Source organism: Streptomyces chattanoogensis (genome assembly GCF_001294335.1).
Taxonomy (GTDB): Bacteria; Actinomycetota; Actinomycetes; order Streptomycetales; family Streptomycetaceae; genus Streptomyces; species Streptomyces chattanoogensis.
Genome location: NZ_LGKG01000134.1, coordinates 79,676 through 101,407 on the forward strand (window position 1 = coordinate 79,676; position 21,732 = coordinate 101,407).

General features: G+C 71.4%; 17 protein-coding genes. 10 read left to right on the forward strand and 7 right to left on the reverse strand.

Annotated elements, in window-relative coordinates; translation table 11 throughout:
* Nucleotides 1–32 precede the first annotated feature (32 nt).
* From rsmA to ADL29_RS16255, 4 genes are all read left to right on the forward strand, one after another.
* Nucleotides 33–929 (forward strand): 16S rRNA (adenine(1518)-N(6)/adenine(1519)-N(6))-dimethyltransferase RsmA, encoded by an 897-nt coding sequence (rsmA, locus tag ADL29_RS16240; protein ID WP_053924355.1) that lies wholly within the window; start codon nt 33–35, stop codon nt 927–929.
* The gene (locus ADL29_RS16245; RefSeq protein ID WP_053924356.1) at nt 926–1,843 is read left to right on the forward strand and encodes a 4-(cytidine 5'-diphospho)-2-C-methyl-D-erythritol kinase; all 918 of its coding nucleotides are present in this window, start codon (nt 926–928) and stop codon (nt 1,841–1,843) included. Before rsmA ends, ADL29_RS16245 begins: the two co-directional genes overlap by 4 nt.
* A gap of 120 nt (nt 1,844–1,963) precedes the next feature.
* A complete protein-coding gene (locus ADL29_RS16250; RefSeq protein ID WP_053924357.1) occupies nt 1,964–3,763 on the forward strand; it encodes an ABC-F family ATP-binding cassette domain-containing protein in 1,800 nt (599 codons plus the stop codon).
* A gap of 193 nt (nt 3,764–3,956) precedes the next feature.
* Nucleotides 3,957–4,682, forward strand: coding sequence for a response regulator transcription factor (locus ADL29_RS16255; RefSeq protein WP_053924358.1), 726 nt, complete (start codon nt 3,957–3,959; stop codon nt 4,680–4,682).
* Between the two features lie 139 nt (nt 4,683–4,821).
* Here ADL29_RS16255 and ADL29_RS16260 read toward each other — a convergent pair whose 3' ends face one another.
* Both ADL29_RS16260 and ADL29_RS16265 read right to left on the reverse strand, forming a co-directional pair.
* Complete coding sequence (locus tag ADL29_RS16260; RefSeq protein ID WP_053924359.1) at nt 4,822–5,127, reverse strand: hypothetical protein; 306 nt, start codon at nt 5,125–5,127, stop codon at nt 4,822–4,824.
* A gap of 40 nt (nt 5,128–5,167) precedes the next feature.
* Nucleotides 5,168–6,877 (reverse strand): sodium:solute symporter family protein, encoded by a 1,710-nt coding sequence (locus tag ADL29_RS16265; RefSeq protein WP_053924360.1) that lies wholly within the window; start codon nt 6,875–6,877, stop codon nt 5,168–5,170.
* Nucleotides 6,878–7,110: 233 nt separating this feature from the next.
* Between ADL29_RS16265 and galT the strand changes: the two genes are divergently transcribed.
* The 4 genes from galT to ADL29_RS16285 all read left to right on the forward strand — a co-directional run bounded on the left by galT (nt 7,111) and on the right by ADL29_RS16285 (nt 11,470).
* Nucleotides 7,111–8,163 carry a galactose-1-phosphate uridylyltransferase gene (gene galT, locus ADL29_RS16270; protein WP_053924361.1) on the forward strand — a complete coding sequence of 351 codons (1,053 nt, stop codon included), beginning with the start codon at nt 7,111–7,113 and terminating at the stop codon, nt 8,161–8,163.
* Nucleotides 8,160–9,125 carry a UDP-glucose 4-epimerase GalE gene (gene galE, locus ADL29_RS16275; protein ID WP_053924362.1) on the forward strand — a complete coding sequence of 322 codons (966 nt, stop codon included), beginning with the start codon at nt 8,160–8,162 and terminating at the stop codon, nt 9,123–9,125. Before galT ends, galE begins: the two co-directional genes overlap by 4 nt.
* Nucleotides 9,125–10,372, forward strand: coding sequence for a galactokinase (gene galK / locus ADL29_RS16280; protein WP_053924363.1), 1,248 nt, complete (start codon nt 9,125–9,127; stop codon nt 10,370–10,372). Before galE ends, galK begins: the two co-directional genes overlap by 1 nt.
* Nucleotides 10,373–10,675: 303 nt before the next feature.
* Complete coding sequence (locus ADL29_RS16285) at nt 10,676–11,470, forward strand: response regulator transcription factor (protein WP_053924364.1); 795 nt, start codon at nt 10,676–10,678, stop codon at nt 11,468–11,470.
* Here the strand turns inward: ADL29_RS16285 and ADL29_RS16290 are convergent.
* The 3 genes from ADL29_RS16290 to ADL29_RS16300 all read right to left on the reverse strand — a co-directional run bounded on the left by ADL29_RS16290 (nt 11,467) and on the right by ADL29_RS16300 (nt 15,080).
* Entirely contained in the window at nt 11,467–13,494 is a 2,028-nt protein-coding gene (locus ADL29_RS16290; protein WP_053924365.1) for a beta-galactosidase, read from the reverse strand. The two genes, ADL29_RS16285 and ADL29_RS16290, sit on opposite strands and share 4 nt — an antisense overlap.
* 90 nt (nt 13,495–13,584) lie before the next feature.
* Nucleotides 13,585–14,436, reverse strand: coding sequence for an SDR family NAD(P)-dependent oxidoreductase (locus ADL29_RS16295; RefSeq protein WP_078971043.1), 852 nt, complete (start codon nt 14,434–14,436; stop codon nt 13,585–13,587).
* Nucleotides 14,437–14,582: 146 nt separating this feature from the next.
* Nucleotides 14,583–15,080: a MarR family winged helix-turn-helix transcriptional regulator gene (locus tag ADL29_RS16300; protein WP_030066914.1), complete on the reverse strand. Its 498-nt coding sequence runs from the start codon at nt 15,078–15,080 to the stop codon at nt 14,583–14,585.
* A gap of 197 nt (nt 15,081–15,277) precedes the next feature.
* On the opposite strand from ADL29_RS16300, the gene ADL29_RS16305 reads away from it, so the two are divergent.
* Nucleotides 15,278–16,099 carry a trans-aconitate 2-methyltransferase gene (locus ADL29_RS16305; RefSeq protein WP_053924366.1) on the forward strand — a complete coding sequence of 274 codons (822 nt, stop codon included), beginning with the start codon at nt 15,278–15,280 and terminating at the stop codon, nt 16,097–16,099.
* A gap of 650 nt (nt 16,100–16,749) precedes the next feature.
* Here the strand turns inward: ADL29_RS16305 and ADL29_RS16310 are convergent.
* Nucleotides 16,750–17,436 carry a TetR family transcriptional regulator gene (locus ADL29_RS16310; protein ID WP_157878504.1) on the reverse strand — a complete coding sequence of 229 codons (687 nt, stop codon included), beginning with the start codon at nt 17,434–17,436 and terminating at the stop codon, nt 16,750–16,752.
* 13 nt (nt 17,437–17,449) lie between these two features.
* Nucleotides 17,450–18,466 carry an acyl-CoA desaturase gene (locus ADL29_RS16315; protein ID WP_053924367.1) on the reverse strand — a complete coding sequence of 339 codons (1,017 nt, stop codon included), beginning with the start codon at nt 18,464–18,466 and terminating at the stop codon, nt 17,450–17,452.
* 433 nt (nt 18,467–18,899) lie between these two features.
* On the opposite strand from ADL29_RS16315, the gene ppc reads away from it, so the two are divergent.
* Complete coding sequence (ppc, locus tag ADL29_RS16320) at nt 18,900–21,671, forward strand: phosphoenolpyruvate carboxylase (RefSeq protein ID WP_425424247.1); 2,772 nt, start codon at nt 18,900–18,902, stop codon at nt 21,669–21,671.
* Nucleotides 21,672–21,732: the final 61 nt, after the last annotated feature.

Below are 21,732 nucleotides of genomic sequence, written 5' to 3' on the forward strand. Positions count from 1 at the left end.
GGACCGCGGGGTGCGGGCCGTAAGCTGCATGGGTGAGCAAGAGCAGCAGTAGCAGTGACGATTCCGGTCCGCTCCTCGGGCCCGCCGACGTCCGGGAGCTGGCCGCCGCGCTGGGCGTACGGCCCACCAAGCAGCGCGGCCAGAACTTCGTCATCGACGCCAACACCGTCCGCCGGATCGTCCGCACCGCAGACGTCCGGCCCGACGACGTGGTGGTCGAGGTCGGCCCCGGTCTCGGATCGCTGACCCTGGCGCTGCTGGAGGCCGCCGACCGGGTCACCGCCGTCGAGATCGACGAGGTGCTCGCCGCCGCCCTGCCGAGCACCGTCGCCGCCCGGCTGCCCGAGCGCGCCGACCGCTTCGCGCTGGTCCACACCGACGCCATGCACGTCACCGAGCTGCCCGGCCCGGCGCCCACCGCGCTGGTCGCCAACCTCCCTTACAACGTCGCGGTCCCCGTTCTCCTCCACATGCTCGCGACCTTCCCCACCATCGACCGCACCCTGGTCATGGTCCAGGCCGAGGTCGCCGACCGGCTCGCCGCCCGCCCCGGCAACAAGGTCTACGGCGTGCCGTCGGTCAAGGCCAACTGGTACGCCGAGGTCAAGCGGGCCGGTGCGATCGGCCGCAACGTCTTCTGGCCCGCGCCGAACGTCGACTCCGGCCTGGTCTCCCTCGTCCGCCGCGAGAAGCCCCTCGAGACCACCGCGAGCCGGGAGGAGGTCTTCGCCGTCGTCGACGCGGCCTTCGCCCAGCGCCGCAAGACGCTGCGGGCCGCCCTCTCCGGCTGGGCCGGTTCGGCCGCCGCCGCGGAGGCCGCCCTCGTCGCGGCGGGGATTTCCCCGCAGGCGCGCGGTGAGGCGCTTACCGTCGAGGAGTTCGCGGGGATCGCCGAGCACAAGCGGCAGCACGAGGGAGATGCGGCATGAGGGCATGCGGGACGAGCGGCGCGTCGGTCACCGTACGGGTACCGGCCAAGGTCAATGTCCAGCTGGCGGTCGGCGCCGCCCGGCCCGACGGCTTCCACGACCTGGCGAACGTCTTCCTCGCCGTCGGCCTCTACGACGAGGTCACCGCCGTCCCCGCCGACTCCCTGCGGATCACCGCCGAGGGGCATGACGTCGACCAGATCCCGCTGGACCGCACGAACCTGGCGGCCCGCGCCGCGGAGCTCCTGGCGGCCCGACACGGCATCGAGCCGCACGTCCACCTCCACATCGCCAAGGACATCCCCGTAGCGGGCGGAATGGCGGGCGGCAGCGCGGACGCCGCGGGCGCCCTGCTGGCCTGCGACACCCTCTGGTCGACGGGGGCCTCACGCGAGGAACTCCTCGAGATCTGCGCCGAGTTGGGCAGCGACGTCCCCTTCAGCCTGGTCGGCGGTGCGGCGCTGGGCCGCGGCCGGGGCGAGCTGCTGACGCCGCTCCCCGTCGGCGGCGCCTTCCACTGGGTCTTCGCGGTCGCCGACGGCGGACTGTCGACGCCGGCCGTCTACCGCGAGTTCGACCGTCTGACGGAGGGGACACAGGTCCCCGCGCCGGAGGCCGACCCCGAGCTGCTGGCCGCCCTGGAATCCGGCGACGCCACCGCTCTCGCCGCGGCCCTCGCCAATGACCTCCAGCCCGCCGCGCTCTCCCTGCGGCCCGCCCTGACCGCCACCCTGGACGCCGGCACCGCCGCGGGCGCCCTGGCCGCGCTGGTCTCCGGCTCCGGCCCGACCACCGCCTTCCTGGTCAAGGACGCGCAGGCGGCGCAGCAGGTCGCGGCGGCGCTGCTGGACTCGGGCACCTGCCGGGCGGTCCGGGTCGCGGATTCGCCGGCGCCGGGCGCGACGCTGGCGTAGCCGCCGGGGCGGCCGTCCAGTGCCCAGGACGGGCGCCGCCCGGCGCGGACTACGCTGGGACGGTCGGCCGGTGCCAGTGCACCGGTGTGAAGTCCCATCGGTGTGAAGTTCAGGAGCGGAATGGCCACCAACCTCGTCAATCTGGAAGCCGTCGGCAAGGTCTACGGGACCCGTGCCCTGCTCGACGGTGTCTCCCTCGGCGTCAACGAGGGGGACCGGATCGGCGTCGTCGGGCGCAACGGGGACGGCAAGACCACCCTGATCCGGATCCTCGCCAAGCTGGAGGAGGCGGACAACGGCCGGGTCACCCACAGCGGCGGCCTGCGGCTCGGCGTCCTGACCCAGCACGACTCCCTCGACCCGGCCGCCACCATCCGGCACGAGGTCATCGGCGACATGGCCGACCACGAGTGGGCCGGCAACGCCAAGATCCGGGACGTCCTGACCGGCCTCTTCGGCGATCTGCATCTGCCGGGCTTCGACAAGGGCCTGGACACCGTCATCGGCCCCCTCTCCGGCGGTGAGCGCCGCCGTATCGCGCTGGCCAAGCTGCTGATCGCCGAACAGGACCTGATCGTCCTGGACGAGCCCACCAACCACCTCGACGTGGAAGGCATTTCCTGGCTCGCCGGCCATCTGCGGGCCCGCCGCTCGGCGCTGGTCGTCGTCACCCACGACCGCTGGTTCCTCGACCAGGTCTGTACGCGGATGTGGGACGTCCAGCGTGGGGCGATCCACGAGTACGAGGGCGGCTACAGCGACTACATCTTCGCGCGCGCCGAGCGAGAGCGGATCGCGGCCACCGAGGAGGCCAAGCGGCAGAACCTGATGCGCAAGGAGCTGGCCTGGCTGCGGCGCGGCGCCCCCGCCCGCACCAGCAAGCCCCGGTTCCGTATCGAGGCCGCCAACGAGCTGATCGCGGACGTCCCGCCGCCGCGCGACACCACCGAGCTGATGAAGTTCGCCAACTCCCGTCTGGGCAGGACCGTCTTCGAGCTGGAGAACGTCACCGTCCAGGCCGGTCCCAAGGAACTTCTGAGGCATCTGACCTGGCAGCTCGGCCCCGGCGACCGGATCGGCCTGGTCGGCGTGAATGGTGCGGGCAAGACCTCGCTGCTGCGGGCGCTGGAGCAGGCGGCCCGAACGCAGGGCGAGACCCAGCCCGCGGCCGGCAAGATCGTCGTCGGCAAGACCGTCAAGCTGGCGTACCTCTCGCAGGAGGTCGCCGAGCTCGACCCGTCCTGGCGGGTGCTGGAGGCCGTCCAGAAGGTGCGCGAGCGGGTCGACCTCGGCAAGGGCCGCGAAATGACCGCCGGCCAGCTCTGCGAGAAGTTCGGCTTCACCAAGGAGAAGCAGTGGACTCCGGTCGGCGATCTCTCGGGCGGTGAGCGCCGCCGCCTCCAGATCCTCCGCCTCCTGATGGACGAGCCCAACGTCCTCTTCCTCGACGAGCCCACCAACGACCTCGACATCCAGACGCTGACCCAGCTCGAGGACCTGCTCGACGGCTGGCCCGGCTCGCTGATCGTCATCAGCCACGACCGTTACTTCATAGAGCGCACCACCGACCGGGTCTGGGCCCTCCTCGGCGACGCCACCCTGCGCATGCTCCCGCGCGGCATCGACGAGTACCTCGAACGCCGCCGCAAGGCCGTGGAGGACGCCACACCCGCCCCCGCCTCCCAGGCCGCCGCCCCCAAGAAGACCGCCGCCGTCAACCGCGCGGCGCAGAAGGAACTCCAGAAGATCGAGCGGCAGCTGGACAAGATCGGCGACAAGGAGGCCAAGCTGCACGCCCAGATCGCCGAACACGCCACCGACTTCGAAAAGGTCGCCGGCCTCGACGCCCAGCTGCGCGAACTGGCCGGGGAGCGCGAGGAGCTGGAGATGCGCTGGCTGGAGCTGGCGGAGGACGCCTAGAGCCTGGAACCGGACGGAGTCCGGGGGCGGCATTCGGCCTCGGATGGCCGGGATTCCAACATTCCGGTGATCTTCTGCCCGGTAGGGGGCGCGCAGCGTCGGCCGAGCGTGTAGCTTCCCGGGGACAAATCCCGGGCAAAGGGACCCGGCGAGGGCCGGGGGCGGGGCCCGCCGGGAGGTGAGGGGGTTCTCGATGGTCGTGCGGCTCATGGTGGTCGACGATCACCGTCTGCTCGCCGAGGCGCTCGCCTCGGCCCTGAAGCTGCGGGGGCACCGCGTACTGGCGGCGGCAGCGCCGAGCGCCGGGGCCGCGGATCTGGTGGTGAGCCGGGCGCCCGAGGTGTGCCTGCTGGGCACCGCGACGCCCGCCGCGCCGGGGGTCTTCGACCCGGTCGTACGGATCAAGAAGGAGCGGCCGGGGATCGCGGTGGTGGTGCTGGGCCCGGTGCCCAGCCCGCGCGGGATCGCGGCCGCGTTCGCCGCCGGGGCGTCCGGGTACGTCCGTAACGACGAGCGGATCGAGGGCGTCGAACGCGCCATGATGAAGGCGCGGGCGGGCGAGTCCGCCATCGCGCCGCAGCTGCTGCAGCAGGCCTTCGAGGAGCTGCTGCACCCGGCGGCCCAGCCGGACGACGAGGGCGCGCGGCTGCTCCAGCTGCTCACCCCGCGCGAGGTCGAGGTACTGATGCGGGTCGCGGACGGGGAGGACACCCGGCTGATCGCCGCGGGGATGGAGATCGCACCGAGCACCGCCCGTACCCACGTCCAGCGGGTGCTGATGAAGCTGGAGGTGGGCTCACGCCTGGAGGCGGCCGCCCTGGCGGCACGCACGGGCCTGCTGGAACGGGCGGCACGGGGTGGCGGCGCACGGGCCGGGGGTGCGCAGGAGGCAGGGGGCGCGGAAGCGGAGGGCGGGTAGGCGGGACGGTGGCCCTCCGCGGGCGGGTCCACCTCATCAACCCCGGCGCCGCCTCCGTCCCCAAGGGCCGGACCTTTCCCGTCTCGCTGATCTTCGAGACGTGGGTCCCGGAGGCGGTAGCGCAGGTGCCTCCCCGGACTCAGTGCGCCGGCGGCTCGTCCCCGGCCGGCGCGAGCTCCGCCGCCGCGGGCGGTACGGCCGGCCGCAGCCACACCCAGCCCAGGAAGAACAGCCCGAGGGCGAGCATCCCGATGCCCGTCCAGAGGTTGATGTTGATGTTCTCGGCCTTCTTCAGGTCGGCGTCGGAGGCCGTGATGCCGGCGATGGTGACGATCACGCCGTAGAGGCCGAACAGGCCGCCGATGATGCGCCGGATGTCGAAGAGCCGGGTCGCGGTCGCGGACTTGCGTTCCAGTTCGGCGACTTCGTTCTGCAGGTCGGACATGGGATTTCACGCCTTAGGTCAGCGGGAGAACAGCGGTGGATCAGAGCGAGTAGGGCAGGTAGCAGGCCGCGGCGAGGACGATCGCGCCCCAGCCGAGCAGCGCCGGCCTGCGGTACCAGGCGTCGTCGCCCTCGGCGATGGGGTCTCCCCCGCTCGAACGAAGTGGAGAGCTTGGGGAAGGCTCCTCCAGGCCGGGCGCGGTCGTTCCGTAGACCAGGCCCGCCAGTTCGGCCGCCGGCTTGGGGGCGGTGAAGAGGGTGACGACGACCATCACGACGGCACCGGCGACGAACCCGACGATCGCGGAGACGAAGTTGGCGCCCTGGTCGGTGGGGATGGCGATGATGCCCTGCTTGTAGATCCAGAAGTAGTTGACCATCGCGGCCGTGGTGCCCGCGATCAGGCCCCACACACCGGATTTCATCGAGGCGCGCTTCCAGAACATGCCGATGATGAAGACCACGAACATCGGGACGTTGAAGAAGGAGAACAGCGTCTGGAGGTAGCCCATGATGTTTGAGAAGGAGGAGGCGATGAAGGCCGTGCCGATGGAGGCGAGGACGCCGATCGCCGTGATGAGGCGCCCGAAGCGCAGGTAGTAGCCGTCGGGCCGGCCGGGCTTCACGTACCTGGCCCAGATGTCGTACGTGAAGACGGTGTTGAAGGAGGAGACGTTGGCCGCCATGCCTGCCATGAAGGCGGCGAGCAGACCGGTGACGGCTATGCCGAGCACGCCGTTGGGCAGCAGTTCCTGCATCAGGTACGGGATCGCGTCGTTGTACGTCAGACCCGAGCCGGCCGTGCCGATCTTCGGGACGAGGACGGCGGCGACCAGGCCCGGGATCATCACCAGGAAGACGATGAACATCTTCGGGAAGGCGCCGATCAGCGGGGTGCGCTGGGCGGCGGAGAGGTTCTTGGCGGACAGGGCGCGCTGCACCTCGGCGAAGTTCGTCGTCCAGTAGCCGAAGGAGAGCACGAACCCCAGGCCGAGGATGATCGTCAGCCAGTTCGCGCCGAGCGGGTTGGCGTCGCCGATGCCGGTACCGCCCCAGGCGGTCAGGAAGTTGGGGCCGTGTGACGCCTCCAGGGAGTTGCTCAGGCCGCCCCAGCCGCCGACGCGCTTGAGGCCGATGACGCAGAGGGGTATGAGCGCGGCGAGGATGACGAAGAACTGGAGCACTTCGTTGTAGATCGCCGAGGACAGGCCGCCGATGGTGATGTACGCGAGGACGAACAGGCCCGCGACGACGATCGCCACCCACTGCGGCCAGCCGAGCAGCGCCTCGACGACGATCGACAGGGCGTACAGGTTCACCCCCGCGATCAGTATCGCCGCGAAGGCGAACAGGACCGAGCTGAGCAGATGCGCGGACCTGTCGAACCGCTGGAGCAGGAACTCGGGGACCGAGCGGACCTTGGAGCGGTAGTAGAACGGCATCATGACCAGGCCGAGGAAGACCATGGCCGGGATGGCGCCGATCCAGTACCAGTGCACCACCGCGACGCCGTACTGGGCGCCGGTCGCGGCCATCCCGAGGATCTCGGTGGCGCCGAGATTCGCGGCGACGAAGGCGAGACCGGTCACCCAGGCGGGCAGCGACCGGCCGGAGAGAAAGAAGTCCAGGCTCGTCTTCACGCTGCGCCGGGCGGCGAATCCGATGCCGAGCACGACGACGAAGTAGAGGGCCAGGAGCGTGTAGTCGAGCCCGTTGGTGGGGAGCCGGAGGCCTTCGGCCAGAGTGGTCATGGCGTAGCCCGCTTCTTTGGGAGCGATGGGAACGCACAGAAAGCTACGCGCGGGCGGTCAGAAACTGAACAGTTTTGTTCGGTTGAGTTGTTGGATCGTGATTGAGTCGGGTGGAAATAGGCGGAATGTCGGGTAGGGCGTCCGCTTGGAGCTCGGCTGGGGTCGGCGTTGACTGCTCTGTTCGCTTGTGCTTCATTGTGTTTGTTTGTGTTTGGTGTGGTGAGGAGCTCCCGGTGAAGAAGACGACGACCCGGCTCGCGGACGGCCGGGAGTTGATCTACTACGACTCGCGCGACGACGCCGTACGGGACGCCGATGACCGCCGCCCGCTCGACCCGGTCTCCACCGCCTCCGAGATCCGCCACGACCGCCTCCTCGGCGACCGTGTCGCCGTCGCCTCGCACCGCCAGGGCCGCACCTACCACCCCCCGGCCGACGAATGCCCGCTGTGCCCCTCCCGCGACGGCCGGCACTCCGAGATCCCCGCCGCGGACTACGACGTCGCCGTCTTCGAGAACCGCTTCCCCTCCCTCGCCGGCGACAGCGGCCGCTGCGAGGTCGTCTGCTTCACCTCCGACCACGACGCATCCTTCGCCGACCTCACCGAGGAACAGGCCGCCCTCGTCCTGGACGCCTGGACCGACCGCACCGCGGAACTCTCCCAACTCCCGGACGTGGAGCAGGTGTTCTGCTTCGAGAACCGCGGAGCCGAGATCGGCGTGACCCTCGGCCATCCGCACGGCCAGATCTACGCGTACCCCTTCACCACCCCCCGTACGGAGCGGATGCTCGCCTCACTGGCCGCCCACCGCGAGGGCACCGGCGGCCGGAACCTCTTCGACGACGTCGTGGCCGACGAGCTCGCCGACGGCCGCCGCATCGTCCTCGAAGGCGACCACTGGCTGGCCTTCGTCCCGTACGCCGCCCACTGGCCGTACGAGGTGCACCTCTACCCGAAGCGCCGAGTTCCGGACCTGCTCGCCCTCGACGATGCGGCGCGCACAGAGTTCCCACAGCTCTACCTGGAAGTCTTGCGGCGGTTCGACCGGATCTTCGACACCGGGGAGGGGGCGCCCACGCCGTACATCGCCGCCTGGCACCAGGCGCCGGTACGCGCCGCGGACCGCGCCGAATTCGCACTTCACCTCGAGCTTTTCACCATTCGCCGCACTTCCGGCAAGCTGAAGTTCCTCGCGGGTTCCGAATCCGGCATGAACGTGTTCATCAACGATGTGCCGCCGGAGGCCGCGGCCGAGCGACTGCGAGAGGTAGCGAGCGACTCATGAGCAAGTACCTGGTGACGGGTGGGGCCGGATACGTGGGCAGCGTCGTGGCCCAGCACCTTCTGGAGGCGGGTCACGAGGTCACCGTCCTCGACAACCTCTCGACCGGATTCCGGGCGGGCGTCCCCGCGGGCGCCGAGTTCGTCGAGGGCGACATCCGCGACGCCGCCAAATGGCTCGACTCCACCTACGACGCCGTGCTGCACTTCGCCGCGTTCTCGCAGGTCGGCGAGTCCGTCGTCAAGCCCGAGAAGTACTGGGACAACAACGTCGGCGGCACCATGGAACTGCTCGGCGCGATGCGCGCGGCGGGCGTTGGCAAGCTCGTCTTCTCCTCCACCGCGGCGACCTACGGCGAGCCCGAGCAGATCCCGATCGTGGAGTCCGCGCCCACCGCGCCGACCAACCCCTACGGCGCCAGCAAGCTCGCCGTCGACCACATGATCACCGGTGCGGCCGCCGCCCACGGCCTGGCCGCCGTCTCGCTGCGCTACTTCAACGTCGCCGGCGCCTACGGCAGCTGCGGCGAGCGCCATCAGCCCGAGTCGCATCTGATCCCGCTCGTCCTCCAGGTCGCCCAGGGCAGGCGCGAGGCGATCTCCGTCTTCGGCGACGACTACCCCACCCCCGACGGCACCTGCATCCGCGACTACATCCACGTCGCCGACCTCGCCGAGGCCCACCTCCTCGCCCTGGACGCCGCGGTCGGGGGCGAGCACCTCATCTGCAACCTCGGCAACGGCAACGGCTTCTCCGTCCGCGAGGTCATCGAGACCGTCCGCAAGGTGACCGGCCACCCGATCCCCGAGGTCATCGCCCCGCGCCGCGGCGGCGACCCGGCCGTCCTGGTGGCCTCCGCGCAGACCGCCATCGACCGGCTCGGCTGGCGCCCCAGCCGCGCCGACCTCGCCGGGATCGTCGCCGATGCCTGGCAGTTCGCACAGCAGCTGGAGAGGACCCAGTAGTGACGATTCCAGGGGCCGCGGCGGCCGAGGGGTTCCGTACCGTCTACGGCGCCGCCCCGGAGGGCATCTGGGCGGCCCCCGGCCGGGTCAACCTGATCGGTGAACACACCGACTACAACGACGGCTTCGTGCTGCCGCTGGCCCTCCCGCACACCACCGTCGCCGCCGCCTCGGCCCGCCCGGACGGGGTGCTGCGGCTGCACTCCGGCGGCGCCGACGGCGGCGTCGTCGAGCTGCGGACCGACGAGCTGCGGCCCCCCGGCCCCGGGCCCGCGCCCCAAGGCGGCTGGGCCGCGTACCCGGCGGGCGTCGTCTGGGCGATGCGGGAGGCCGGGCTGCCGGTGGGCGGCGCGGATCTGCACTACGAGAGCACCGTGCCCACCGGCGCCGGGCTGTCCTCCTCCGCCGCGCTCGAGGTCGCGACCGCGCTCGCCCTCAACGACCTCTACGGCCTCGGCCTCGCCCCGGTGGCGCTGGCCCGGCTCGCCCAGCGCGCCGAGAACGCCTTCGTCGGCGTGCCCTGCGGGATCATGGACCAGACCGCCGCCGCCTGTTGCACGGCCGGCCACGCGCTCTTTCTGGACGCCCGGAACCTCACCCAGCGTCAAGTACCGTTCGATTTGGCGGCGGAGGGGCTCCGGCTCCTCGTCGTGGACACCCGCGTGCAGCACGAACTGGGGGACGGCGCATACGCGCAGCGGCGCGCCGGCTGCGAGCGCGGAGCGCGGGCGCTCGGTGTGCGCGCGCTGCGCGAGGTGCCGTACGCGCATCTGCCCGAGGCCCTCGGTCAACTTGCGGAAAGACTTCCCGACGACCTTCCGGACGAACCCTGGGACGAACCCCGGGACAAACGCCGGGACGATCCCCGTGCCGAACCGTCCGTCCGGGATCTCGTACGCCATATCGTCACCGAGAACCACCGCGTCGAAGAGGTCGTCGCCCGTCTCGACGCCGGTGAGACCCGTGCGATCGGCCCGCTGCTGACCGCCGGACACGCCTCCCTCCGCGACGACTTCCGGATCTCCTGCGCCGAACTGGACCTTGCCGTCGACACGGCCGTCGCGGCGGGTGCGGTGGGCGCCCGGATGACCGGCGGCGGGTTCGGCGGCTCGGCCATCGTCCTCGTCGAGGAGGTGGCTGCCAAGACCGTCAGCACCGCCGTCACCGAGGCATTTGCGGCGGCCGGTTTCGTACCCCCGCGGGTCTTCACCGCCGTGGCCGGTGCCGGGGCGCGCCGCCTGGGATAACGGCAGCAGCTTGTCGGTACCCATGGCGAAACGGCCACCGGGCCGTCGTGGACCGCTCACCGCATCGTCCCAAATCACCCGGTGAAACCGACCAGTTCGGCCATTTGCCCACCGGCGTCGCGCTCTGTCCGTACTCTGAGACCAGCACCGGTGGGGGCCGGTGCCGATCAGGGGGCGAGACCGTCGGGTACGGCGTCCGGGGCGGGGTAGTCATGTCGGCACGGCGGCGGCCGTGCTGCCGAGGCGATCTTCAATCCGGGCGCCGTGCCCGCTATGGTCCGTTCACCGAGACAGGGGGTCTCCGTGCAACGCATCCGGGTTCTGGTGGTCGACGACCACCGCATCTTCGCCGAATCCCTGGCTGCCGCGCTCGCGGCGGAACAGGACGTGGACGTCGCGGCCGCAGGCAGCGCTCCCGCGGCCCTGCGCAGTCTGGAGCGCGCCGCCGCCGAGGGCCGCCGCTTCGACGTACTGCTCGCCGACGCCGAGCTGGCCGCGGTCGCCGCACCGCTGGCATCGGTGCCACCGCAGCCGTCCGCCGTCCGTGACGGCGCACCGGGCGGCCCGGCCCCGCGCCCCGCCGCCCCGGCCGGTATCGCACTCGTCTCCGGCCTGCGCACCAGCCACCCCTATCTGCGGACGGTCGTCCTCGCCGAGCGCGACTGCCCGCGCCGCGCGGCCGCCGCCCTCCAGGCCGGTGCCTCGGGCTGGGTCGCCAAGGACTGTTCGCTGTCCCGGCTGCTCGCCGTCATCCGCGGCGTACTGCGTGATGAAACGCATCTTCCGCCCGCCCTGCTGACCGGAGTGCTGCGCGAGCTGACGGCGGCCCGCAGGCACCGTTCCGAGAGCGAACGCCTGGTGGAGTCGCTGACGCCGCGGGAGCGCGAGGTACTGCGCTGCATGGTGGCGGGCCTGGGCCGCAAGGCCGTCGCCGAGCGGCTGTTCCTCTCCCCGCACACCGTCCGCACCCATATGCAGAACGTCCTGGGCAAGCTCGGCGTGCACTCCACCCTCGCCGCGGTCGCACTGGCCCGCCGCGCCGGAGTGGGCCCGGCGGAGGTCGGGACCGCGACGGCGGCTCCGGTGGGCGCCGGCTAAGGGATCCGCCCCGCATCGGTCAGTACGGCCACGCCCCGCCCCGCCAGTGTGATCCGGTCGGCGGGCGCGGCGGCGGCCTCGGGGGTGTCCGCCAGCGCATCCGTCATCGGCGCGGGGAGCGCGACCTCGACGGCCTCGGTCCGGTGGTTGAGCAGGAAGGTGAACCGCCCGTACCGTCCCTCGGGGTCCTCGCGGACGGTCGCCTGGACACCTGCCGGCAGGCCCGGCAGCACGGGCGCCACCCCGGCCGCCTCCCGTACGTCGTCCAGCAGGGCCCGCATCAGCTCCGCTTCGAGCCGCGTGCCGACGTACCAGACGGCGCCCCGCCCGTACGCATGCCGGGTCACCGCGGGCCGCCCCGCCAGCTCCCCCTCCGCGAAACACGCGAGCGCCTCGGCCCCTTCCAGATCGATGGCCTCCGACCACAGATCGGCCGCCCCCGTGTACCGCCCGCCCCCGACCGCCACCGTACGGCCGGCGTCCAGCGGCCAGAACTCCTCCACCCGCAGCCCCAGCAGCCTCCGCAACGGCGCCGGACAGCCCCCGGGGTGCACCCGGTCGTGCTCGTCCACGATCCCCGAGAAGAACGACACCACCAGGTGCCCCCCGCCCCGTACATACGCGGTCAGCCGCTCCGCGTCGCGGGCCGTGAGCAGATACAGATTGGGTACGACGACGAGCCGGTACCCCGTCAGCTCCCGCTGCGGCGGCACCACGTCGCAGGCCACCCCCGCCTCGAACAGCGGCCGGTAGTGCGCCAGCGCGATCTCCGAATGATCCAGCGCGGTCGACGGTTTGGAGTCCACCTCCAGCGCCCACCAGCTGTGCCAGTCCGCCAGCAGCGCCACCGAAGCCCGCGACCGCGTCCCCGCGATCTCCGGCAGCGACGCCAACTCCCGTCCCAGACCCTGCACTTCACGGAACGTACGGGTGTCCGTCCCGCCGTGCGGCAGCATCGCCGAGTGGAACTTCTCCGCCCCGCCCAGCGACTGCCGCCACTGGAAGAACAGCACCGCGTCCGCGCCCTGGGCGATGGCCTGCCAGCTCCACAGCCGCATCGCGCCCGGCGGCTTGGGGCCGTTGCGCGGCCGCCAGTTGACCGCGCCCGGCGCCTGCTCCAGCAGCAGCCACGGCTGACCGGAGCGGGCGGACCGCATCAGGTCGAAGACATACCCGGCCCGGATGTGGTCGTCCGCCGCATACGGATCCTGGTAGAAGTCCAGCGCCATGGCATCCATGTGCGCGGACCAGGCGAACGCATCGACCGGCTTGTGCTGCGGCATCAGATTGGTGGTGACGGGCACACCGGGCGTGAGCCGGTCCAGCACCTCCTTCTCGGCGAGGTAGCAGGCCCGCAGCGCCGCATCGCCGAACCGCAGGTAGTCCAGTTGCTGCGCCGGATTGGGGAAGGTGGGCGCCGTACGGGGCGGCAGCACCTCGTCGAAATCCCCGTACTGCTGCGACCAGAAGGCCGTCGACCAGGCCTCGTTCAGCGCCTCGATGGTCTCGTACCGGTCCCGCAGCCAGGTGCGGAAGTCCTCGGCCGACACCTCGCAGAAGCACTGCCGGGTATGGCACCCGTACTCGTTGCCCACATGCCACATGGCCAGCGCCGGATGGCCGGCGTAGCGGGTGGCCAGCTGCTCGACGAGGCGGACGGCGTGGGCGCGGTAGACGGGGCTGGAGGGGCAGTAGTGCTGACGGCCGCCGGGCCAGCGGCGCCGGCCGTCCGGGTCCTCGGGCAGGATCCCGGGGTGTGCGCGGGACAGCCAGGGCGGGGGAGAGGCTGTCATCGTCGCCAGGCAGACGTCGATCCCGGCGCCCGCGAGCCCGTCCATCACCCTGTCGAACCACCCGAAGTCCCATTCCCCTGGCCGGGGTTCGACCTTCGCCCAGGAGAAGATCCCGGCGGTGACCATGGTGACGTGGGCCGCCTTCATCAGCTTCAGATCCTCGGCCCACACCTCCTCGGGCCACTGCTCGGGGTTGTAGTCGCCGCCGAAGTGAATGCCGGTGCCGCGCATCGGACCCCCAGGGTCGAAGTTCGGTATGCCGTGGTGGTGTGACGTGGTGGTGTGGCTGTGGTCGTGTGCTGTGGCCGTGCGCCGTGGACCTCAACGTGAGTTCTTGTACACGCTCCAGCCGCCGTCGACGACGAGGCTCGCCCCGGTGACGAAGGATGCCTCCGGGGAGAGCAGGAACGCGACCGCCGCCGCGACCTCCTCGGGCCGCCCCAGCCGCCGCGCCGCGGTCTCCTCGGCGCTGGCCTGCCGCGCCGCCTCGTCGATGCCGTCCCAGGCGGCGGTCAGCACCGGCCCCGGCAGCACGCTGTTGACCCGCACCTCGGGCCCGTACTCCACGGCCAGCTGCCGCCCCAGCCCGGTCAGCCCCGCCTTGGACGCGGCGTACGCCGGGCGGCCCGGCAGCCCGACCAGCGCATGGACGGACGAGGTCAGCACCACCGCGCCGTGCCGGGCGCGGAGGTCGTCCAGGGCGGCCCGCACCCCGAGGAAGGACCCGGTCAGGTTGACGGACAACTGGCGCTCCCACTCCGCGAGGGAGGTCCGGTGGGCCGCCGCGACATACGGCACAAAGGCGTTGCTGACCAGCCCGTCCACCGGCCCGTACCGCTGCCGCGCCGCCTCCACCGCGCGCCGCCAGTCGTCCTCCTGCGCCACATCGCAGTGCGCGTACGAGGCGTGCCCGCCGGCCGCCCGGATGCGGCGCGCGGTGTGTTCGCCGCGCTCGTCGTCGATGTCCAGCAGCAGCACGGCGGCGCCTTCCGCGGCCAGCCGGTCCGCGGTCGCCGCCCCGATTCCGGCGGCGGCCCCGGTCACCAGGACCGTCCGGCCGGTGAACCGTCTGCCGTACGGGCCGCCGTGGCTGCGGTGATCGCGTTGACCGCGGTGATCGCCGTGCTTGCCGTGGTCGCCGCTCGCCGGGTGCGGTGCGCGCTGCTGGCTCATGGCCGCCAGCCAAGCCGACGGGGGAGCGGCGGGCAAGGGGGTGCGGGCGGGCGTCACCCCAGCGGGCGGTCCGCGCCGGACATGCGCCGCCGGCCCGGAATTCGAAGCCGCCGGCTCACCCGCCGAAGGCGCAGGCTAACGAACCATCAGCCCGGAATATTGTCGAAAGGACCCGTCAACCTGCGCAGCAGACCGGCCAATTCATGGCGCTGCTGACGGGAGAGCTCGGCGAGGATGGCGCGCTCCTGGGCCAGCAGCCCGGCCAGCGACTGATCCGCCTTGTCGCGCCCTTCGGCCGTCAGCCGGACCAGCACACCGCGCCGGTCGCTGGGGTCGGGCAGCCGCTCGACCAGATCCTTCTTGGCCAGCCGGTCGATGCGGTTGGTCATCGTCCCGGAGGTGACCAGTGTCTGCGTCAGCAGTGCGCCGGGCGAGAGCTGATACGGCGCCCCGGCCCGCCGCAGGGCGGTGAGCACATCGAACTCCCAGGGCTCCAGGCCCACCTCGGCGAAGGCGATCCGCCGGGCCCGGTCGAGGTGCCTGGCCAGCCTGGACACCCGGCTGAGGACCTCTAGCGGTTCCACATCGAGGTCCGGGCGCTCGCGGCGCCATGCTGCAACCAGTCGGTCGACCTCGTCCTCCATGGCGATCAGTGTAAAGGGTCTGTCGACATGAAGTCTCTTGAGGTCGAATCTCTTGATGTCAAACTTCTTGACGTCAAGAAATACTTCGATGGACGATGGGGCATCGTCGGCGGGAGGCTCATGTCCACCAGCGTTGGCCAAAACCAACTGTTCGTGAGCATCGGAGTCAGCCCTGTAGCAACGAAGGGGTTTCGAACATGCACGACGCACCGACCTGGGATCCGCAGCAGTATCTGCATCACTCCGGGCACCGAACCCGCCCGTTCCACGACCTGCTCAACCGCATACCAGAGCTCCCCCGCCACGCGGCCCCCACCCGCATCGCCGACCTCGGATGCGGTCCCGGGAACGTCACCGTCCAACTCGCCGACCGCTGGCCCGACGCCCGCATCACCGGGTTCGACAACTCCCCCGAGATGCTGAGCGAGGCCAAGGCCTACGCGGGCCCGACCCCCGGTGGCGGCCTCCTCGACTTCGCACCGGCCGACGCGGCCGACTGGACCCCTGAAGAACCGTTCGACCTGATCATTTCCAACGCCGCACTCCAGTGGGTCCCCAACCACCCCGACTCCCTCCCCCGCTGGATCGACGCCGTCACCCCCGGCGGCACCCTCGCCTTCCAGGTCCCCGGCAACTTCACCTCGCCCAGTCACGCCCTCCTCGGCGAACTGTGCGACGCCCCCCAATGGCGCGACCGCCTCACCAGCCACGGCCGCCGCTTCGTCCACATCCTGGAGCCCGCCGACTACCTGGAACTCCTCTCCGACCTCGGCTGCACCGCGGACGTCTGGGAAACCACCTACGTCCAGCTCCTCCAGGGCGACGACCCCGTCCTCGACTGGGTCAAGGGCACCGCCCTGCGCCCCGTGCTGACGGCCCTCGAGGACGATCCGGCCGCCCGCGACGCGTTCCTCGCCGAATTCCGCGACCTGCTCCGCAAGGCCTACCCCACCGGCCGGCACGGCACGGTCTTCCCGTTCCGCCGCATCTTCGCCGTCGCCCACAAGCCCCTGGACTGACCACGCCCACCCTTTGAGGTGACCCCGCCGTGAACACCGGCCCCGGCCACGTCCAGCCCGCCCGCCACCCGCGGCGGCTGCCGGTTCGGGGCCGGTACGGCATGTCTCCGCGGCACGAGCCTCGGTGCCTTCGCCGAAAAGAAAAGGCCGGCCGCCCCCGCCCCTCGTCCACGGTGCCGTGATGTGACGAGTCCGCGAGATGGCCGAAGCCGACATCGATGCCGTCTCGGAGATACGGGTACGCGGCCGGCGGTCCGCGTACGCCGGCATCGTCGACGACCGGGCAGGAACGGTCGGATGGGCGAGCCTCGGGCCGTATCGGGGCGAGACGGCGGACCCGCGCAGTGGTGAGGTCTACGCGCTCTGCGTCCGCCCGGAGCCGATCGGTACCGGAACCCGCCGGACCCTGCTCGAGGCGGTGCACGACCGCGCCGCGGGCCGCTTCGGGGCCCTGCCGCCGCGGGTGCTCCGCGACAACGTGCGGGGCCGTCGTTTCTACGGATCGGCCGGCTACGTGGCGGACGGCGCCGAGCAGAGCGACACCTACGGCAGTGATGACGACGGTGAGGCGACGCTCACCGAGCTGCGGTACCGGCGCGCGATGCAGAAGCAGGGGCAGAGGCAGCGGAGCGCGCCCCGTGCCCCGCTGCTCACGCCTTGCGGTGCCCTATCAGCCGCGGCTTCGCCTCCAGCCCGTCCAGCCCGTGCCACGCCAGATTCACCAGATGGGCCGCCACCTCGGCCTTCTTCGGCTTGCGGACGTTGAGCCACCACTGGCCGGTCAGGGCGACCATGCCCACCAGGGCCTGGGCATAGAGGGGGGCCAGTTTCGGGTCGAAGCCGCGGGCCTTGAACTCCAGGCCCAGGATGTCTTCCACCTGCGTGGCGATATCGCTGATCAGCGACGCGAAGGTGCCGGTGGACTGGGCGACGGGGGAGTCGCGTACGAGGATGCGGAAGCCGTCCGTGAACGTCTCGATGTAGTCGAGGAGCGCGAAGGCGGCCTGTTCGAGGAGTTCGCGGGGGTGGCCGGCGGTCAGTGCACCGGTCACCATGTCGAGCAGCTGGCGCATCTCGCGGTCCACGACCACCGCGTAGAGACCTTCCTTCCCGCCGAAGTGCTCGTAGACGACGGGCTTGGAGACACCGGCCTTCGCCGCGATCTCCTCCACCGACGTGCCCTCGAAGCCCCGCTCGGCGAAGAGCGTGCGACCGATGTCCAGCAGCTGCTCACGGCGCTCGGCGCCGGTCATCCGGACCCTGCGGGTCCGCCGGCTGCCCGTGGCCGGAGAAGGCCTGTCCCTGTCCTTGCTGTTGTTCGCGCTGCTGTCGTCGATCGCCACCCGTCAATCATGCCGCCTGAGCGGCCTCGTCCTTTCCGCGGGCCTTGTCCTTGCCCCGGCCGGCATCCTGGCGCCGGGCGTCGATCCGCGACGCGTTCGGCCAGCGGACGTCGTACGCCCAGCCCGCCTTCTCGAACCAGCGGATCAGCCGGGCGCTGGAGTCCAGCTGCCCCTTGAGCACACCATGGCGGGCGCAGGTCGGGTCCGCATGGTGCAGGTTGTGCCAGGACTCGCCGCAGGAGAGCACCGCCAGCCACCAGCCGTTGCCCGAACGGTCGCGGGACTTGAACGGGCGCTTGCCGACAGCGTGGCAGATGGAATTGATCGACCAGGTGACGTGGTGCAGGAGCGCCACACGGACCAGGGAGCCCCAGAAGAAAGCCGTCACGGCGCCCTGCCACGACCAGGTGGCCAGGCCGCCGATCACGGCGGGGGCGAGCAGCGAGACGGTGGTCCACAGCACGAACTGGCGGGAGACCGCCCGGATCGCCGGGTCCTTGATCAGGTCCGGGGCGTACTTGTGCTGCGGGGTCTGCTCCTCGTCGAACATCCAGCCGAGATGCGCCCACCACAGGCCCTTCATCAGGGCGGGGACGGTTTCGCCGTAGCGCCAGGGCGAGTGCGGGTCACCCTCGGCGTCCGAGAACTTGTGGTGCTTGCGGTGGTCGGCGACCCAGCGCACCAGCGGCCCCTCCACCGCCAGCGAGCCCATGACCGCCAGCGCGATACGCAGCGGGCGCTTCGCCTTGAAGGAGCCATGGGTGAAGTAGCGGTGGAAGCCGATGGTGATGCCGTGGCAGCCGATGTAATACATCGCCGTCAGCAGGGCAAGATCCAGCCAGCTCACCCCCCAGCCCCAGGCCAGCGGCACGGCGGCCACCAGCGCCACGAACGGGACGGTGATGAACAGCAGCAGGGTGATCTGTTCAAGCGAACGCTTGTTGTCGCCGCCAAGCGTCGCCGACGGCAGCGGCGAAACGGTGGAAATCGGTGACTCTTCGACGGTGTCCGGACCAGCGGTCATGTGATGTCCCTCGGCGGGGGTCTCGGGGGCTCGGGGCACTCGGGGAGCAGGATCACTCCCGGAGCGGGGCTCCGCTACGGCTACGGGACCGTAACCTACGGTTTCGTAAGTATGGCAGCGAGACCGCCCCGGGCAAGGCCGTGACAGGCGCCTCACCCCCACGTACCGCACACGCACCCGCACGCACCGCAACCCGCCCCTGCTCACCGCCCTCCCCCCACGGCCCGCCCCGCCCCGCCACCCCGCCCCCCGCACGTGATGCCCAGCACTCGGACGGTGTGATCCCCCGATTTCGGGGAGACCTATCCTGGGGGCGTCGGACAGCGCGGTCCGCAACCCGCCCACCAGCCCAGACGGCACCGTCGCCCGCCACCGTCCAAGAGACGCACCGCGGTGCGACGCCCCTCCTAGAACGCTGCAAGGAGCCGCACCTGTGAGCAGTGCCGACAACACCGCCGAGTCCGTGCCCACCTCGCCCACGGACCACACCGATGGCGCCGCCCGCGACAACACCGCGCTGCGCGCCGACATCCGCCGTCTCGGCGACCTCCTCGGTGAAACCCTCGTCCGGCAGGAAGGGGAAGAGCTGCTGGAGCTGGTGGAACGCGTACGCGCCCTGACCCGCTCCGACGGCGAGGCCGCCGCCCGGCTCCTGGGCGACACCGACCTGGCCACCGCCACCAAGCTGGTCCGCGCCTTCTCCACCTACTTCCACCTCGCCAACGTCACCGAGCAGGTCCACCGCGGCCGCGAACTGCGCGCCCGCCGCGCCACCGAGGGCGGCATCCTGGCCCGCACCGCCGACATGCTCAAGGACGCCGACCCCGAGCACCTGCGGGAAACCGCCCGCAACCTCGGCGTACGCCCCGTCTTCACCGCCCACCCCACCGAGGCCGCCCGCCGCTCCGTCCTCACCAAGCTCCGCAAGGTCGCCGAGCTCCTGGACCACGCGGACGCCACCGAACGCCGCCGCACCGACCTCCGCCTCGCCGAGAACATCGACCTGATCTGGCAGACGGACGAGCTGCGGGTCGCCCGGCCGGAGCCCACGGACGAGGCCCGCAACGCCATCTACTACCTCGACGAGCTGGGCCGCGGCGCCGTCGGCGACGTCCTCGAAGACCTCGCCGCCGAGCTGGAACGGGCCGGCACCGAGCTGCCCGCCGGCACCCGCCCCCTCACCTTCGGCACCTGGATCGGCGGCGACCGCGACGGCAACCCCAACGTGACCCCACAGGTCACCTGGGACGTCCTGATCCTCCAGCACGAGCACGGCATCACCGACGCACTGGAGCACATCGACGAGCTGCGCAACGCGCTCTCGAACTCCATCCGCAACTGCGGCGCCACCGACGAGCTCCTGGACTCGCTCCAGCGCGACCTCGAGCTGCTCCCCGAATTCAGCCCCCGCTACAAGCGGCTGAACGCCGAGGAGCCCTACCGCCTCAAGGCCACCTGCATCCGCCAGAAGCTCCTCAACACCCGCGACCGCCTCGCCGGCGACACCCCCCACGTCCCCGGCCGCGACTACCTCGGCACCGCCGAACTCCTCGACGACCTCGCCCTCATCCAGACCTCGCTGCGCGCCCACCGCGGCGGCCTGGTCGCCGACGGCCGCCTCGAGCGCACCCTGCGCACCATCGCCGCCTTCGGCCTCCAGCTCGCCACCATGGACGTCCGCGAACACGCCGACGCCCACCACCAGGCACTCGGCCAGCTCTTCGACCGCCTCGGCGAGGAATCCTGGCGCTACGTGGACATGCCGCGCGACTACCGGCGCAAGCTGCTCGCCAAGGAACTGCGCTCACGCCGCCCGCTCGCCCCCACCCCCGCCCCCCTCGACGAGGCCGGCGCCAAGACCCTCGGCGTCTTCCGCACGATCCTCAAGGCCAAGGACACCTTCGGCCCCGAGGTCATCGAGTCCTACATCATCTCCATGTGCCAGGGCTCGGACGACGTCTTCGCCGCGGCCGTCCTGGCCCGCGAAGCCGGGCTCATCGACCTGCACGCCGGATGGGCCAAGATCGGCATCGTCCCGCTGCTGGAGACCACCGACGAGCTGAAGATCGCCGACCAGCTTCTCGACGAAATGCTCTCCGACCCCTCCTACCGGCGACTGGTCGCCCTGCGCGGGGACGTCCAGGAAGTCATGCTCGGCTACTCCGACTCCTCCAAGTTCGGCGGCATCACCACCTCCCAGTGGGAGATCCACCGCGCCCAGCGCCTGTTGCGCGACGTCGCCCACCGGCACGGCGTACGGCTCCGCCTCTTCCACGGCCGCGGCGGCACCGTCGGCCGCGGCGGCGGCCCCTCCCACGACGCGATCCTCGCCCAGCCCTACGGCACGCTCGAAGGCGAGATCAAGGTCACCGAGCAGGGCGAGGTCATCTCCGACAAGTACCTCGTCCCCTCACTGGCACGGGAAAACCTGGAGCTCACGGTCGCGGCCACCCTCCAGGCCTCCGCCCTGCACACCGCCCCCCGGCAGTCCGACGAAGCACTCGCCCGCTGGGACGCCGCCATGGAGACCGTCTCCGACGCCGCCCACGGCGCCTACCGCCGCCTCGTCGAGGACCCCGACCTCCCGGCGTACTTCTTCGCCTCCACCCCCGTCGACCAGCTCGCCGAACTCCACCTCGGCTCCCGCCCGTCCCGCCGCCCCGACTCCGGCGCCGGCCTCGACGGACTGCGCGCCATCCCCTGGGTCTTCGGCTGGACCCAGTCCCGCCAGATCGTCCCCGGCTGGTACGGCGTCGGCACGGGACTGAAGGCCGCCCGCGAGGCCGGACTCGACACCGTCCTCGACGAAATGCACGCGCACTGGCACTTCTTCCGCAACTTCCTCTCCAACGTGGAGATGACGCTCGCCAAGACCGACCTGCGGATCGCCCAGCACTACGTCGACACCCTCGTCCCCGACGAGCTCAAGCACATCTTCGACGTCATCAAGGCCGAACACGAGCTCACCGTCCAGGAAGTCCTGCGCATCACCGGAGAGACCGAACTCCTCGACTCCAACCCGGTCCTGAAGCAGACCTTCCACATCCGCGACGCCTACCTCGACCCGATCTCCTACCTCCAGGTCTCCCTGCTGGACCGCCAGCGCGAAGCCGCCGCCAGGGGAGAGGAAGCCGACCCCGTGCTCTCCCGCGCGCTGCTGCTGACCGTCAACGGCGTAGCGGCCGGCCTGCGCAACACCGGCTGACCCGCCCGACCCGTACGACGGCGGCCCGCCCCTCACGCGAGGGGCGGGCCGCCGCCGTATG